Source organism: Actinotalea lenta (assembly GCF_030586465.1).
GTDB classification, from domain to species: Bacteria; Actinomycetota; Actinomycetes; order Actinomycetales; family Cellulomonadaceae; genus Actinotalea; species Actinotalea lenta.
Genome location: NZ_JAUQYP010000002.1, coordinates 77,625 through 93,213, shown reverse-complemented (window position 1 = coordinate 93,213; position 15,589 = coordinate 77,625). Strand labels below are relative to the sequence as shown.

Sequence of the window (15,589 nt, the reverse complement as noted above, 5' to 3'; positions counted from 1 at the left end):
ACCACGGTGCCGAGGCACCGTCTCCACTGCGCTGTGGGCGGTATGTACGGCTCGACGGCGCGACCGGATCACGCCGTGGCGCCCACGGCGTGGCCGGACGGTCGACGGACCGGTGTTGCGTACGGCTCAGGCGATGGCGCCCTCCGCCGCGGCTCGGGTCGCTCTCCAGATGCGCTCGGCCGTCAGGGGGAGGTCGGTGACCTTGACCCCCGCTGCCGCCGTGACCGCCGCCCCGAGAGCGGCGCCGGTGCACAGGATCGGGCCTTCGCTCATGCCCTTGGAGCCGTACGGGCCTGGTCCGTCGTGGTTCTCGACGGAGCCCGTCAGGAGCTCCAGCGGCACGTCCTTGTAGGTGGGCACCCGGTAGTCGATCGCACTCGCGTTCAGCAGCCGACCGTGCTCGTCGAACACGAGTTGCTCCATGTCGGCCTGGCCGAGTCCCATGATCGCGCCGCCCTCCTCCTGGGCGACGACCTGGATGGGGTTCAGCTCGGTGCCCACGTCGCTGACCGACACGTGCCGGGTGATGACGTACTGGCCCGTCCCCCGGTCCAGCTCCACCTCGCTGATCGTGCAGTTGAACTCGTAGAACGACGCGTCGCCGCCCAGCGGGTGGCCCTTGCGCCCCTCGAGACGGCACGTGCCCTGGCCGAGGACCTCGCCGCGCAGCGCGCCCAGCCCGATCCGGGCCGCCTCGTCCAGCGTGACGGCACCCTCGGGGGTGAGGAGCGCACCCGGCTCGTCGTCGATGTCACCGGGGTCCGCACCCACGCGCTCCGCGTACATCTCCCGCACCTGGCGCCGCACGTCCCGGCAGGCCCGCAGCACCGCGGTGCCCATGAAGACCGTCGAGCGGCTGGCGGAGGTCTGCAGGTCGAACGGCACCAGGTCGGTGTCGCCGCTGATCACCTGGACCTTGCCCACCGGGACGCCGAGCTCGTCCGCGACGGTCTGGGCCCAGATGGTCCGGGCACCCTGACCCATGTCCGAGGTCCCCGCGTAGACGATAGCGCTGCCGTCGTACAGCAGTCGCACCAGGCTCTGGGACAGCCCGGAGGTCGCGCTGGACTTGATGCCGACCGCGATGCCGCGGCCGCGGTTCGGGGGCAGCGGATCGTCCCAGCCCGCGAGCTCCATGGCCTTGACGACGGCTTCCTTCCACTCGCCGTCGGCCTTGCCCGCGAACTCGCCCTGGACGAACTCCTCGCCGTTGTCGACCAGGTTGCGCAGCCGCACGCGGGCCGGGTCCAGCCCGAGGCGCCGGGCGCCGTCGGTGATCTGCGACTCGGTGGCCCAGCTGATCTGTGGGGCGCCGTAGCCACGCATGGCCGTGCTGACGGGCGTGTTCGTCAGCACCGCGCGCGCCTCGATCCGGCACGCCGGCAGGCGGTAGGGGCCGCCTCCCACGTAGCTGCCCTTGGTCATCACGCGCGGGGCGACATCGGCGTACGCGCCGATCTGGTAGTCGATCACGACGTGGTGGAAGAGGATGTCGCCCTCGGCGCTGAAGCCGGTCCTGGCATGGACCTTGGCGCCGGCCCGGCGGATCGCCGTCGTCGTCTCCGCCAGGTTCAGCGTGAGCCGGACCGTCCGGTCGAGCTTGAGGGCGAGGAACGCCATGAGCGGCTCGTACTTGGGGATCTGCTTGCCGCCGAAGCCGCCTCCGGGGTCCGGCGCGATCACGTGCACCTGGGTCAGCGTCTTGCCGATCAGCCCGGCGACGATCCGCTGCATGAGGTAGGGGTGCTGCACCGGGGTGTAGACCGTGAGCCCGCCGGCGTCGGTCGGCTCGGCGATCACCGCGAGCGGCTCGATCGGGAACTGGGTCATCATCGGGTAGCTGTAGGAGTCCTCGACGACGAGGGCGGCCTTGGCCTCCTGCTCGGTGAGGTCACCCCAGGCGATCGTCTGCTCCTCGATGACGTTGGTCTCGCGCAGCGGGTCGCCGGCCCGCTTGGTCGGGTCGCTCGGGTCCTGCACGAGGTGCGCGTCGGGAGCCAGCGCGGCGTCGAGCGTGTAGACCCCTGGCAGCTCGCGGTAGTCGACCGTGACGGCGCGCGCCGCCGCGTCGGCCTGCTCCTGGGTGAGCGCGGCGACGGCCGCGACCGGCTCGCCGTAGAAGTTGACCCGGCCGTCGGCCATCACCGGGCGGTCCTTGTGCGAGACACCGAACCGCGGCATCGGACTCGGCAGGTCGGCCGCGGTGAGCACGCCCACCACGCCGGGCATGGCCTCGGCCTCGGAGGTGTCGACGCCGAGGATGTCGGCGCAGCCCACCGGGATCGTCACGATCGCGACCTGGAGGGCCTCGGGGAAGTCCAGGTCGGCGGCGTACTTCTGCGCGCCGCTGGCTCGCTCGAGCCCGCCGTAGCGCTTGGTCCTGGTGCCGACGTTGCCGTCCGGCCGCAGGGTTCCGACCTCCTGCGCCTTCAGTGCGTCACCCACGGGTGCTCACCCTCTTCGTAGCGGTCTGGCGGACCGCCTCGACGATCCGGTTGTAGCTGGCGCAGCGGCACAGGTTCCCGGACATCGCGTCCCGGATCTCCTGCACGCTGGGGTCTGGGTTGCGGGACAGCAGGTACTCGGCGGACATCACCTGGCCGGGGATGCAGAACCCGCACTGCACCGCACCGTGCTCGAGGAACGCCTGCTGGAGGTCGGTCCCGCCGTCGACGGAGACGCCCTCGACGGTGAGGACCTCGTGGCCGTCGACCTCGGCGGCGAGCACCAGGCAGGAGTTCACCGCGTGGCCGTCGAGCATGACGGTGCAGGCCCCGCACTCCCCCTCGGTGCAGCTGCTCTTGGTGCCCGTCAGGCCCAGCTCCGAGCGCAGCGCGTCGAGCAGGGTGCGGTGGCCCGGCACGGTGAAGGTGCGGGGCTCGCCGTTGATGGTCGCGGTGACCGTCACCAGCGACTCGGTACCGACGCTCATGCCTGGGTCCTCCTCGTCGAGTCGAGGGCCGCCCGGAGGGTGCGGGCGGCGAGCTCCCGCACCATCGCGGCCCGGTAGTCGGCGCCCGCACGGATGTCCGAGATCGGCGTGGCCACGGCCAGCACCTCGTCGAGCACCGGGTCGAGTGCCGCGCGATCGGTCAGGTCGGTGCCGGCCGGCACGTCGACCAGCAGCGGAGTGGGCGCCACGGCGCCGAGCCCGAGCTGGATCCGGCCGTCGCCGTGCACGGCGGCGGCGACGCTCACGGTCGCCAGGTCCACCCCCCAGCGCCGGGTCAGCCGCTGGAAGGCGCTGCCGGTGCCCGGCACGGGGCGGGGCAGCTCGACGGCGGTGACGAGCTCGTCGCGCGCGCACGTCGTGGCGCGCGGGCCCACGAAGAACTCCGAGATCGGGACCACGCGCTCGCCGGCGGCCGACGCGATCCGCACCTGCGCGCCGTGCACGAGCAGCGCGGGGGCGGTGTCGCAGGCCGGTGACGCGTTGCAGATGTTGCCGACCAGGGTGGCGCGGTTGCGGATCGCCACGGAGCCGACCTCGCCCGCGGCCTGGGCGAGCGCCGGGTACCACGTGCTGACCGTGGGGTCTGCCAGGAGGTCCGCCATGGTCACGGTCAGGCCGATCCGCACGCCGCTCTCCGTCACGGCGAGCGGCTCGCCGTCGGCGAGACCCTTGAGGTCCACCACGACGCCCGGTGCGCTGTCGAGCCGATCGCCGAGCCCGACCAGGAGGTCGGTGCCTCCCAGCAGGGCCTTGGCCTCGACGTCCGTGCGCCCCAGCACCTCCAGGGCGTCGGCAACGGCGTGTGCCTTGTAGTACGTCACCATCGACGTAGACCTTTCCTCGAGCGACTGTCAGGAGCCGCCCGGCGCCTGCCCGGCGTCGGTCGGTGCTGTCAGGGATGGACGATGATCTTGATCGCACCGCTGGTGCGGTCGTTGAAGGTGTCGAGCGCCTGCTGGTACTCCGTCAGGGGGAAGTGGTGGGTGATGAGCTCGCCGGCCCGCACCCGGCCGTTGGCGACGAACGGCATGACGCGCCGCATCTCGCCCGCGGAGGCACGCGAGCCGACCAGCTCGAGCTCGTCGAGGACGAGCGGCTGGACGTTCAGCGACACGGCCTGCGTGGGGATGCCGACCATGGCGCACCGCCCCCCGCGCCGCAGCATGGCCATCGCCCATCCGAGGGTCTCGGGCACACCGGCGCACTCGAGCACGACGTCCGCGCCGAGCCCGTCGGTCAGGGCCCGCACGGCCGCGACCGGGTCGCCGTCCTTGGTGTCGACGGTCTCGAAGCCCATCGCGGCGGCCTTGGCGAGGCGGTAGCCCCGCCCGACGACCACGACGCGCGCGGCGCCGCAGACCAGCGCGCTGTCCGCCGCGAGCAGGCCCACCGACCCGGCGCCGGTGACCACCACGGTGTCACCGGGCTGGATGTTGCCGCGCCGGGCCACGTGCAGGGCGATGCTCGCCGGGTCGATCACCGCGGCCTCGTCGAAGGAGATCGAGTCGGGCAGCGCGAAGATGCACTTGACGTTGTGCACCGCGTAGGTGGCGTCGACGCCCTGATAGCTGTGGCCGTACTGCTTGTGCAGGCCCGGCTTGCCGTAGTTCTCGCAGAGGTTGTACCGGCCCTCGACGCACTTCTGGCACACGCCGCACGCGTTGTGGCTCGTGCCGGCCACCCGGTCCCCGACCTTCCACCCCAGCCTGTCGGCGCCCTCGCCGAGCGCGACGATCTCGCCGGCCCACTCGTGGCCCGGGGTGAACGGGAACGACGGTGGCCAGAAGCCCGGGTAGTCGCCGTGGATCAGGTGGGCGTCGGTGCCGCAGATCGACACCGCGCGTACCCGCGCCAGGACCTCGTTCGGGCCCGGCTCCGGCACCGGGATCTGCTGGATCTCGAGCACGGAGGGCTCGAGGACCACCAGGGCCTCCATCGTCTCTGTCATGCCTGTGCGTCTCCTGTTCGGGTGTGTCAGTAGATGGCGACCGGGTCGACCATCGAGCCCGTCGCGCCGCGGATCTTCAGCGGGAGCGCGACGAAGCAGAACTCGTAGACCTTGCGGCGTGCGATCTCCTCGAGGTCGACGCTCTCGAGGATGTAGACGCCGTTCTCGATGAGCAGCGCGTTGTGCACGGGCTGGGGGTTGCCCTCCGGCCCGGGGTCGGGCGCGGGCTGGACCTCGAACGTCTCGGTGTCGGATCCCGCCGCGACCACGCCCTGCTCGAGCAGCCAGCGGGCCACGGAGATGTCCGGGCCTGCCGTGCGGTGCGCCGCGAGCTGCTCGGCGTCCGGCCACCAGCTCAGGTACCCGGTGCGGAACAGCACCACGTCCCAGGGCCGCACCTCGACGCGCTGTGCGGCCAGGATCTCCTTGACCTCGTCGACGTCGACCGGCTCGCCGGCCTCCAGGGACTGCACGCCGCGGTGCCCCGGGACGTCCACCAGCACGCCTCGGGTGAAGAAGGGCGGCAGGTGGGACGCGTCGCCGACCATCGGGCCGAAGTCGCTCAGGTGCTCGTCGGGGTTGCCCCCGCCGTACCAGTGCATGTCCTCGCCGATCGTCATGTGGGCGAGGGCGTCGACGTGGGTGCCCGAGTGGGACGACGCCATGAGGTACTCGGCCATGTAGCCGAGGCCCACGTCGTTGACCGGGCCCCACGGCTGGGCACCGGTGGCCCGGATGCCCCGGGGGGTGCGGTAGTTGAGCACCTGGAACGGCGGGTGACCGGGGAACAGCGGCATGCCGGGGAACCGCACACCGGCGAGCGACACCACGGTCCCGGTGCGGATCATCGACGCGGCCTTCACGACCTGCCCGGCCGGGAAGTCGGCCATCCGGCCGAGCTCGTCGTAGGTGCTCATCGGTTCCTCTCCTGCAGCGTCGCGCTCGTGCGCGGGCCGGGTGGCCGGGCCGGTCCTAAGCGTCATAGGTCTTGTCGAACTCGTCGAGCAGGACCTGCGGCGTGGCCGCACGGATGAAGAAGAAGGGCCGGGTGCAGAAGGACTGCAGGAAGTCGGCCCTCGCCTGTCGGCGCTCGTCGGTGTCGACGACGGGCATCGGGTGCCCGGGGGCGAGGAGCTCGTTGGTGAGCAGGTAGTTCTGCAGCGAGTGCAGCGCCTGGAACTGCTTCTCGAAGGGGATGAGCTCGGTGGTGCTCGGGTCGAAGTTGCCGTCGATCGCCGGGACCAGCACGACGTCGATCTCGGCCGGCTGGTCGGTGATCTCCCAGCGGGGCATCGTGCCCCAGAACTTCTCGACACCCTTGTTCGGGGCCGCCTTGTCGGCACGCTCGGTGCCTTCGGTGCGCTTGACCAGGAACGGCTCGACCGAGCCCTTGACGACGACGCCCTGCTCGTCGATCACCGAGGTCTCGGAGGCGACCTGGACGCCGCCGCGCACGCCGGCCTCGATCAGCGCCATGGACTTGCCGTGGTTCGACTCCCCGCCGAGGATCAGGACGGTCTTGCCCCGGTAGTTCACCGCCGCGGAGTGGAACGGGTGCAGGCCGATCTCCTCCATCCGGAGGGTCAGCATCGTCACGATCGCCTTCTGCAGCGGGCCGGCCGGCCAGTCGCCGGTGAAGGTCATGGTGTGACCGTCGTAGCTCACGCCCTTCTCGCCGTCCATCTGCCAGACGATGTCCGGGGTGTCCACGGTGATGTCGGGTGAGATGACGACCTCGGCGAGCCGGTAGTTGAGGAAGGTCAGGTCGTCGAGCACGTGCTCACGGGGCGCGTCGCCGTAGACGTCGACGCGCAGCGGCGCTCCGCATGCCGAGAACTGCTCCCTCAGCTGCAGCTTGCTGGTCATCCGGGTGTCCCTTCCTGGTTCACGAAGCCGGTCGTGGTCGCAGCGCGCCCGGGGGCTCCGCGGTCGCGTCCTCGCGCCCCGTTCGCCATCCCGATACGTGGTGCCAAGCCGCCGGCTCCCTTCGCGCAGCGGGTCTTGTCTACCGCTCCGCAGATCATCGATAATTCACTGTAGTGTACGGCCGTGAGGCGTTGTCAAGGAGCACACGAGGAGGTGGTGGCGCCGGGTGTCCCCCGAGGCTGCGGCCCTCGGCCCGGGATCGGTCGGTGACGTCCTCGTCATCGCGCCGGCCCGGAAAAACGGCATCTGACCTGTGATGGGATGATCTTCCGCCGATCCGGTGAACGATGGAGGCGGCCGCCAGCCCCTCCCCCCGGAACCCTTGGAGCGGCATCGTCAGCAGGTCGACACCTCTCTCATGAACAATCGATGAACCGACGTCGAGACGCCTCACATGCCCAGCTCGATCGCCCGGAGTCGGCCCGCACGGCGGAACGAGCGGATGAGCAGCACCGATCGAAGGAGACAGTCGTGAGCACCATCCCCACCATCCCGCACTGGATCGACGGCAAGCCGTACGTGGGCGCCGAGGACGTCGTGGTCCCCGTCGAGAACCCCGCGACCGGCGAGGTCGTCGGTCAGGTGGCCTCCGCCACCCCGGCCGAGGTCGAGACCGCGATCGCGAGCGCGGCAGCCGCCTTCGAGATCTGGTCGGAGTACTCACTCGCCAAGCGCACCGCCGTGATGTTCCGGTTCCGCGAGCTCCTGGTCCAGCACACCGACGAGCTGGCCGAGATCGTCACGCGCGAGCACGGCAAGGTCTTCTCGGACGCCAAGGGCGAGATCAGCCGCGGCCTGGAGGTGGTGGAGTTCGCCTGCAGCATCCCGACCCTGCTCAAGGGTGAGTACTCCGATCAGGCGGCGACCGGGATCGACGTGTACTCGTTCCGCCAGCCGGTGGGCGTGGTCGCGGGCATCACGCCGTTCAACTTCCCCGTGATGATCCCGCTGTGGATGTCGCCGGTCGCCCTCGCCACCGGGAACACGTTCGTGCTCAAGCCCCCGACCCGGGACCCGGGTGCCGCGATGTTCCTCGCGGAGCTGTGGAAGGAGGCAGGTCTGCCCGACGGCGCGTTCACCGTGGTGCACGGCAACCGCGACGTCATCGGCCGACTCCTCACCCACCCGGACATCGCCGCGGTGTCGTTCGTCGGCTCCACGACCACGGCCAAGCACATCCACGCCGTCGCCTCCGAGCACGGCAAGCGGGTCCAGGCCCTCGGCGCGGCCAAGAACCACGCCGTCGTGCTCGCGGACGCGGACCTCGAGCACGCCGCCGACAACCTCGTCGCCGCGGCCTACGGCGCCGCCGGGGAGCGCTGCATGGCCCTCCCGGTCGCCCTGGTGCAGGACTCGATCGCCGACGAGCTGGTCGCGCGGCTGACCGAGAAGGCCGCGAGGGTCAAGGTCGCCGAGGGCATGACGCCGGACGCCGACATGGGCGCGATCATCAGCGCGCAGGCGCGCGACCGGATCGTCTCGCTCATCACGTCCGCGGAGCGGGAGGGCGCCCGCATCCTGGTCGACGGTCGCGGGTTCGCTCCCGAGGGCTACGAGAAGGGCTACTGGGTGGGCCCGACCCTGATCGACGGCGTGACCCCGGAGATGACGATCAACAAGGAGGAGGTCTTCGGACCGACCCTGGAGATCATCCGGATCCCCGACCTCGCCACCGGGATCGCGACGATCCAGGCCAACCCCTACGGCAACGGCGCCGCGATCTTCACGTCGTCCGGCGAGGCGGCCCGCACCTTCGTGCGCGCGCAGGGCACCGCCGGGATGATCGGCGTCAACGTGCCGATCCCGGTGCCGGTCGCGTGGCACTCGTTCGGCGGCTGGAAGGAGTCGCTGGTCGGCGAGAGCCACATCTACGGGCCCGAGGGCGTGAAGTTCTACACCCGCGCCAAGGTCGTCACGCAGCGCTGGCCGCACCGTGCGGACAACGGGCCGGTGTCGTTCCACTTCTCCGGCGACGCGAGCAAGTAGGCACGAGGGCGGGCATCGCCGGAGCTTCCGGCGATGCCCGCCCTCAGCGTCCTCGGCCGCCCTCCGCGATCGTGCCTACCGGTGCACGACGAGCTTGCCGAGCATCCGGCCGGAGCCGACGGCCTCGTACGCCTCGCGCAACCCGCTCGCCGTCAGGCCCGGGATGAACCGTGTGGCCGTGCCCCGCAGCCTGCCGGCGTCCAGCTCGCCGCTGACCTGCTCGAGCAGGTCGCCCTGCCGGGCCATGTCCGGCATGCGGTGTGCGGGGCGGGCGAACACGTACTCCCAGTGGAACGTCTGCGAGCCGGGCTTGAGCGGGCCGACGTCGTGGTGCGACCCGTCGATCGCGACCAGGTGCCCCCACGGGCGCAGGAGGTCGGCGAGCACCGGCACGTCGGTGTAGGCGGAGATGATCGCGTCCACCCCGTCGGGGGCGACGGCTCGGACCGTGGCTCCGAGGTCCCGGTGGTCGACCACCTCGTGCGCGCCCAGGCCGGCGACCCACTCGCGGCTCTCCGGGCGGGAGGCCGTCCCGATCACCCGCAGACCCGTGAGCCGCCGGGCGAGCTGGACCAGGATCGACCCCACCCCGCCCGACGCCCCGACCACCAGCAGCGTCCCGGTGGTGCTCGGGCCGGCGCCCAGGTGGTCGAACAGTGCCTCGGCGGCGGTGAGCGTGGTCAGCGGCATCGCGGCCGCCTCGGCGAACGACAGGCTCGCGGGCTTGTGCCCGACGAGGCGCTCGTCGACGGCGTGCAGGTCCGCGTTCGCCCCGGGGCGGGTGTAGTCGCCGCAGTAGTAGACCGCGTCGCCCACGGTGAAGCGCGACACCTCGGGGCCGACCGCCACCACCGTGCCCGCGGCGTCGAACCCCAGGATGCGCGGGTCGGGGTGGGCGGCGCGCAGCGTCTTGACGTCCACCGGGTTCACCGAGACCGCCTCGACGCGTACCAGCAGGTCGTGCGCCTGCGGTTCCGGTGCCGGGACCTCGGTGTCGTGGAGCTCCCCGCTCACGGCGGAGACGGCATGCATCGTCATGCCGCCAGACTATCGATGATCCCCTCGAGGCTCAGGTCAGCCCGAGCAGCACCACCGAGGCGGCGGCGTGCACGAGCAGCCAGGCGAGCGGGAGGGCGCCCGGCAGGCTCACGGTGGTGCGGATCGGGCGCGGGACCGCACCCTCGCTCAGGTGCCGCCGCTTCCACACGGCGTTGAGCGCTTCCGCGGCGTGCACCGCGTGCTCCGGCGACCCGGGCGGGACACCGTTGACCAGGCCGTGCAGGTCAGGCCCGACGAGGGGCGGCCGGTCGCTGCGCAGCGGCCGCGCGACCAGCCTGGCCGCACCCGGAGAGACCCGGAACCCCGCGACCGCGCTCCACGGGATGACCCGGGTGACCAGGACCCCGCGGAAGGTGGCCGCATCCGGCGACCACGACACCCCCACGCTGAAGCCCGCCTGCAGGGCCAGGCCGCCCACGAGCCCGATCGCCAGCAGCGCCAGGGACACCCCGCGGTGGTCACCGAACGCACGGTCCGCCAGCCCCACGTCGAGGCACGCGAGTGCCGCGGCGACCATGCCGTAGACCATGCGCTTGCCCACGTGGGTTCCGCGCCGGCCCTGGCGCCACCCGACCGTCCCGTCGACGTCGACGGGCAACATGCGTGCCACGCACGCCAGTATGCCCATCCTCGCCGGGATTCATCGATCAGCGGGCCGCGCAGGCGCCGAACGCGGTTGCGCGCTGTCCACAGACTCACCGAACCCGCCACGGGCCCTGACGTGCGTTGCTAGGTTCCCAGATCATGGTGCAGGGGGCCGGGCGGTGGGCGTCGCGCGCGACGCGGTGGGTGATGGTCGCGGTCGGGACGGCGGTGTCGGTCACCGCGTGCACGGGCGGCGGACCGGAGCCGGGACCGGCGTCGACGCTCGCGTCACCGATCTGGGCACCGCCCACGGCACCGTCGACGGCGAGCGCGTCACCGACGCCGTCCGCGCCCACGGAACCCGCCAAGCCCGCGAGCTGGACCACCGGCGACGACGAGGCCGCGGTCGACGCCGCCGCGTACTTCCTGGACCTGTACAACTACGTCATCGCGACGGGCGACCTGACGGAGTGGGACGCCCTCGCCGATCCGGAGTGCCAGTTCTGCACCCACACCCACGACGACGTCACGAGCGCGTTCAGCACCGGCGGCCGCCTCGAGGGAGGCCGGCTCAGGGCTGCGGAGCCGACGCTCGTGGGCTACAGCACCACGCTGCACATCCACGCGGTCCAGTTCTCATACGTCACGGAACCTGCTGCCCTGGTCGCAGCGGACGGCTCGACAACCTCCTCGAGCGGATCGGAGTCCGGATACGCCATCGTCGACGTGGGCTTCATCGGAGACCGCTGGATTCTGGTCGAGACCGCTGCGCGCGACGAACCGGTCGCCCCTGAGACCGAGGCACGGTGATGATCCGGCGAATCGCCGCGCTCGCGCTCAGTGGCGTCCTCGCGTTCAGCCCCGGTCATGCGACTCAGCCCGGTGACAGCGAGTCGGGGACCACAACGTTCGGGGGCCGGACCGCTCCCCATGAGCTCGTCATCGAGGCCCACCGCGAGGCCACGCGCACGACGGGAGAAGGCACCCCACGGCCACGCTACGAACGCAGGAGGATCCCGTCGCGGTTCTGCGGCGGGGACGACGGCGTGGTCGCGCCCGGTCAACGGTGCGTCGCGGAGACCACCGGCGGCGTCGCCACCCGGCTGTGCGCTGACGGCACGCCGGCCCTGGCGCCGATGTTCCGCCGCGAGATCGACGCCGCGCAGAAGGCACTGGGCCCGTGGGTCCAGGTGGACAACGGCGGGTGCCCCGAGGACGCCCCCGCGGACGTGATCGTCACCGCCGCCGACTTCGCCGCACTCCCCCTCCGGCCGTCACCCGTCCACCTGCAACCCGACCGCGGGGAGGCCGTCGTCGGCATGGACCTGATCATGTACACCGATCCCACGCCCCAGGTCCTGGACACGACGATCCTCGGCGTCCCGGTCACCATCACCGCCACACCGGCCACGTACGCCTGGGACCAGGGCGACGGCCGACCACCCCTGGTGACGAGCGATCCCGGCACGCCGTACCCCCACCAGACCGTCGCCCGACCCTTCACCCACCACGGTGACTACGCGGTCACCCTGACCACCACGTGGAGCGGCCGCTACCGCGTCGACGGCGCAGGCCCGGACCACCCCATCGCCGGTACCGCGACGACCACCTCCGCGCCGGTCCCGATCCACGTCGTCGAGCTCCACGCCCACCTGGTCGCCAACCCCTGAGACCCATCCGAGGAGCGGCGTCAGCCCGCCGTCCCCACCGAGGCCTCGCGGAGGAGGTCCTGGACCACGCCGTCCTTGACCAGCCACGTGTCGTCGAACCGCAGGGACCCGCGCACGCCCCGCAGATCCTTCACGATGTCCCAGTGCAGGGCGGAGGAGTTCACCCCGCCGCACTGCGGGTAGGCGCGACCCAGGGCGATGTGCATCGTGCCGAGGATCTTCTCGTCGATGAGCAGGTCGCCCGTCATCGTCGTCAGCGCAGCGTTGGTACCGATCCCCAGCTCGCCGACCCGGCGCGCACCCTCGTCGCCATCCAGCAGGTCCCGCACGAAGGCGACTCCCTCCGCCGCCCGCTCGGCCACGACGTGGCCCTTCTCGAAGTCGAGCTCGAGGTCACGCACCATCACGCCGCCGAAGGAGAGCGCCCCCGGGAAGCGGATGGAGCCCTCCACCTGGGTCTCGACCGGCGCGGTGGCCACCTCGCCGTCCGGCCAGTTGGCGCTGCCCGAGAAGGGCACCCAGGTCCGCCCCGCCGTCGTGAGCTCGAGCCTGCCGTGCGCGTCCTCCACCACGACGCGCCGGGCCTGGTCGAGCCGGTCACAGAGCGCCTGCATCCGCCGACCCGCATCGGCCCAGTCCGCGTCGAACGAGGCACCCCACTCCCGCACGAGGGTCTCGCCGTCCAGCCCCATCGCCTCGGCCCACTGCGGAGTCGGTACCCGCACGAGCGCCCACCGCGTGCTCTCCCAGCGCATCGTCGAGACGAGGCCGCGCCCGTGACGCAGTGCCGCGATGCGCTCGGGCGGTGCCTGCACCACCGGGCTCGTCATGGCGCGGAACGACACGTGGACGTCCGACCACTGCATGGCCGCCGCCTCCAGCGGCATGGCCTGCTCGAGCACCTCGGTCGGGGCGTGCCGCAGCGCGCTGGCGTCGAACCGCTCGTCGGTCGCCAGCACCTGGACCACAGCCCCGCGGCGCCAGCCCTCCTCCACGAAGGCCGAGACGGCGGCCATGACCGAGCTGTCCGTCGTGAAGACGGACACCCGGTCGCCGGCCGCGAGCTGGACGCCGTCCGCGACGAGCGCTCCGATCCTGGCCCAGTCGATCTCCCCGCTCATCGCTCCTCCCCCGCCGCTGCGGACCGCGCCCGCGCCCATGGCGCCAGCGCCCTGTAGAGCTCCACCCAGGCCAGATGGTCGGCCCGGAGCCGTGCCGCGTGCTCGGCGTCGGGTCGCACGGCGTGCCGCTGCGGCCACCAGGAGCAGTCCGGTCCCAGGTCGGTCACCGCGCCGGTGCCGACCGCCGCGAGCAGCGCGTCGCCGTAGGCCGCTCCCGGGGAGTCCGCCACCTCCTGCGACAGACCCGTCACCGTCGCCACCGTGTGCGTGATGATGTCGTTCTTCGTGGCCCCCCCGATCGCGACGACGCGCTCGACGGGGACGCCGGCGCGCTCGTAGGTCAGGAGGGCCTCGGCGACCGCGTGCCCCGTGCCCTCGAGCACCGCCCGCGCGACGTCGGCGCGCGTGTGCTCCAATCCCATGCCGGCCACGGCGGCGCGGCTCGTCGGGTCCTGGAACGGCGTCCGTTCACCCGCCAGGTGCGGCAGGGCCAGGACCCCCCCGGCTCCCGGCGGCGAGTCGCCCGCGAGCTCGAGCAGCCGTCCGAAGGTCACCGTGTCCTCGGCCTCGGTCAGGGCCAGCAGGTCCGCGAGCCACCGGGTCGCGGTCCCGAGCGTCGCCGTGCCGGCGGCGAGCACGTAGGTGTCCTCGAGCACGAACGGCGCTGCCCACAGGTCGCGGTGGGTCAGAGGGCTCGAGCCCACCCGGATGAAGTACCCGCTGGAGCCGTACATCGCCATGAGCGAGCCGTCGGAGACGACACCCGCACCGACGGCCTCCGCCGGCGCGTCCGTGGTGCCCACGATCACCGGGGTCCCGACCGGCAGGCCGGTCGCGGCCGCGGCCGCCTCGTGCACCCGCCCGGCCACGTCGGTCGTCCACCCCAGCCGCGGCAGCCGCTCCTGTGCGACCACGTCCTCGAACCCGCTGACGTCCCAGCCACGGGACCGGAGGTCGTACAGGGGGTGGAAGTAGCCGGCGGTGGCGTGGTCCATGACCACCGCGCCGGTGAGCCTCGCCACGAGCCAGGACTGGCTGGTCATGAACCAGCGCGCCCGTTCCCACACGTCCGGCTCCTCCTCGCGCAGCCAGCCGATCTTGGGCCCGGCCGACTGGCTCGTCAGGGGGTTCCCGCACCGGCGGAACACCTCGTCCTCGCCCAGCCGCTCCGTCCAGGCGGCGATCTGCCGGGTCGCGCGCGTGTCCACCCCGTAGAGGATCGCGGGACGCAGCGGGGCGAGGTCCTCGGTCACCGCGACGACGCACGGGCCGATGGCGCTCACACCGACGGCCTGGATCTCACCGGCTCCGGGATGCTGCATGAGCTCCCTGGCGACCCCGGTCAGGCCTGCCCACCAGTCCGACTCCGGGTCGTGCTCCACGTGCCCGGGGTGCGGGGTCGAGATGCCGTGCCGGCGGCGGGCGATGGCCAGGACGTCCCCGTCGGCACCGACGAGGACACCCTTCGTCTCGAAGGTGCCGACGTCGATGCCGAGGAACGTCATGCCCGGAGCCCCCTCACCACCGCCATGAGCTCGGCGACCCGGGCGCGGTCGACCTCGTTCTCGAACACGCCGTCACGCTTGAGCGACGTCCCCACGATGGCGGCGTCGGCGTACTCCAGGCTCTCGGCCACGGTGTCCGGGCGCACCCCGGTGTTGACGAACACGGGCACGGCGCCCGCGTTCTCCTTCACGACGGCGAGCGTGGAGGTGTCCGTCGCGGCCCCCGCGGTGAGGCCGGAGACGCACAGGCCGTCCGGGGTGCCGTTGAAGACCGTCGACCGGGTGAGCTGGGCCAGGCTCCGCTCGGCCAGGTAGGCGGCCGCCTCCGGGACGATGTTGTACAGCAGGCGCACGCCCGTGGCGCCCATCCTGGCCCGGTGCCGGGCGGCCTTGCCGACGTCGGTGTTCCACAGGCCGAAGTCGGAGGCGTAGACCCCCGTGAACACCTCCCGGACGAACGACGCCCCGGTCGACACCGCGAGGTCGATCGACGCCACGCCGTCCCACAGGACGTTGACCCCGAAGGGGACCCGCAGCTCCGACCGGATCTCGCCGATCACCCTCGCCATCGCCACGGCGGTGATGGGCTCGGTGGTCGTCAGGTACGGCAGGCTGAACTCGTTGGAGATGAGGATGCCGTCGATGCCGCCGTCCTGGAGGGCCGCGACCTCCTGCCGGGCGTGCGCCAGCACCTTGTCCATGCCGCCGGCCGCGTCGTACCCCGGGTCACCCGGCAGGGCAGGCAGGTGGCACATGCCGATCACGGGCTTCGGGACGTCGAAGACCTCGCTCAGCCAGGTTGTCATCGTTGCGGACTTCCTCTCGTGTGGTCGTGG

14 protein-coding genes are annotated in these 15,589 nt (G+C 72.1%); 3 read left to right on the top strand and 11 right to left on the bottom strand.

Annotated features, from left to right (window positions below; all coding sequences use genetic code 11):
* Positions 1 to 126: 126 nt before the first annotated feature.
* The 6 genes from Q6348_RS14295 to Q6348_RS14270 all read right to left on the bottom strand — a co-directional run bounded on the left by Q6348_RS14295 (position 127) and on the right by Q6348_RS14270 (position 6,767).
* Positions 127 to 2,445: a xanthine dehydrogenase family protein molybdopterin-binding subunit gene (locus Q6348_RS14295; protein WP_304602069.1), complete on the bottom strand. Its 2,319-nt coding sequence runs from the start codon at positions 2,443 to 2,445 to the stop codon at positions 127 to 129.
* Positions 2,438 to 2,932: a (2Fe-2S)-binding protein gene (locus Q6348_RS14290; protein ID WP_304602068.1), complete on the bottom strand. Its 495-nt coding sequence runs from the start codon at positions 2,930 to 2,932 to the stop codon at positions 2,438 to 2,440. The genes Q6348_RS14295 and Q6348_RS14290 overlap by 8 nt, the downstream gene beginning before the upstream one ends.
* Positions 2,929 to 3,777: an FAD binding domain-containing protein gene (locus tag Q6348_RS14285; protein WP_304602067.1), complete on the bottom strand. Its 849-nt coding sequence runs from the start codon at positions 3,775 to 3,777 to the stop codon at positions 2,929 to 2,931. The genes Q6348_RS14290 and Q6348_RS14285 overlap by 4 nt, the downstream gene beginning before the upstream one ends.
* Before the next feature lie 68 nt (positions 3,778 to 3,845).
* Positions 3,846 to 4,901: a zinc-dependent alcohol dehydrogenase gene (locus Q6348_RS14280; RefSeq protein ID WP_304602066.1), complete on the bottom strand. Its 1,056-nt coding sequence runs from the start codon at positions 4,899 to 4,901 to the stop codon at positions 3,846 to 3,848.
* 26 nt (positions 4,902 to 4,927) lie between these two features.
* Entirely contained in the window at positions 4,928 to 5,818 is an 891-nt protein-coding gene (locus Q6348_RS14275) for a cyclase family protein (RefSeq protein ID WP_304602065.1), read from the bottom strand.
* Positions 5,819 to 5,873: 55 nt separating this feature from the next.
* Positions 5,874 to 6,767, bottom strand: a complete 894-nt coding sequence (locus tag Q6348_RS14270) for a hypothetical protein (protein WP_304602064.1) — start codon at positions 6,765 to 6,767, stop codon at positions 5,874 to 5,876.
* 540 nt (positions 6,768 to 7,307) lie between these two features.
* On the opposite strand from Q6348_RS14270, the gene Q6348_RS14265 reads away from it, so the two are divergent.
* Entirely contained in the window at positions 7,308 to 8,813 is a 1,506-nt protein-coding gene (locus Q6348_RS14265; RefSeq protein ID WP_434062069.1) for a CoA-acylating methylmalonate-semialdehyde dehydrogenase, read from the top strand.
* Between the two features lie 75 nt (positions 8,814 to 8,888).
* Here Q6348_RS14265 and Q6348_RS14260 read toward each other — a convergent pair whose 3' ends face one another.
* Both Q6348_RS14260 and Q6348_RS14255 read right to left on the bottom strand, forming a co-directional pair.
* Positions 8,889 to 9,851, bottom strand: a complete 963-nt coding sequence (locus Q6348_RS14260) for a zinc-binding alcohol dehydrogenase family protein (protein WP_304602063.1) — start codon at positions 9,849 to 9,851, stop codon at positions 8,889 to 8,891.
* Between the two features lie 31 nt (positions 9,852 to 9,882).
* A complete protein-coding gene (locus Q6348_RS14255) occupies positions 9,883 to 10,482 on the bottom strand; it encodes a hypothetical protein (RefSeq protein ID WP_304602062.1) in 600 nt (199 codons plus the stop codon).
* A 134-nt stretch (positions 10,483 to 10,616) separates the two neighbouring features.
* On the opposite strand from Q6348_RS14255, the gene Q6348_RS14250 reads away from it, so the two are divergent.
* On the top strand, positions 10,617 to 11,267 hold the full coding sequence (locus tag Q6348_RS14250; protein ID WP_304602061.1) for a DUF6318 family protein: 651 nt from the start codon (positions 10,617 to 10,619) through the stop codon (positions 11,265 to 11,267).
* A complete protein-coding gene (locus Q6348_RS14245; RefSeq protein ID WP_304602060.1) occupies positions 11,264 to 12,127 on the top strand; it encodes a hypothetical protein in 864 nt (287 codons plus the stop codon). The genes Q6348_RS14250 and Q6348_RS14245 overlap by 4 nt, the downstream gene beginning before the upstream one ends.
* Positions 12,128 to 12,147: 20 nt before the next feature.
* Here the strand turns inward: Q6348_RS14245 and Q6348_RS14240 are convergent, their stop codons facing one another.
* Genes Q6348_RS14240 through Q6348_RS14230 form a run of 3 tightly spaced genes read right to left on the bottom strand, consistent with a single transcriptional unit; the run spans position 12,148 to position 15,559 of the window.
* Entirely contained in the window at positions 12,148 to 13,248 is a 1,101-nt protein-coding gene (locus Q6348_RS14240) for an aminopeptidase (RefSeq protein WP_304602059.1), read from the bottom strand.
* On the bottom strand, positions 13,245 to 14,753 hold the full coding sequence (locus Q6348_RS14235; protein WP_304602058.1) for an FGGY-family carbohydrate kinase: 1,509 nt from the start codon (positions 14,751 to 14,753) through the stop codon (positions 13,245 to 13,247). The genes Q6348_RS14240 and Q6348_RS14235 overlap by 4 nt, the downstream gene beginning before the upstream one ends.
* Positions 14,750 to 15,559 (bottom strand): BtpA/SgcQ family protein, encoded by an 810-nt coding sequence (locus tag Q6348_RS14230; protein ID WP_304602057.1) that lies wholly within the window; start codon positions 15,557 to 15,559, stop codon positions 14,750 to 14,752. The genes Q6348_RS14235 and Q6348_RS14230 overlap by 4 nt, the downstream gene beginning before the upstream one ends.
* Positions 15,560 to 15,589 lie beyond the last annotated feature (30 nt).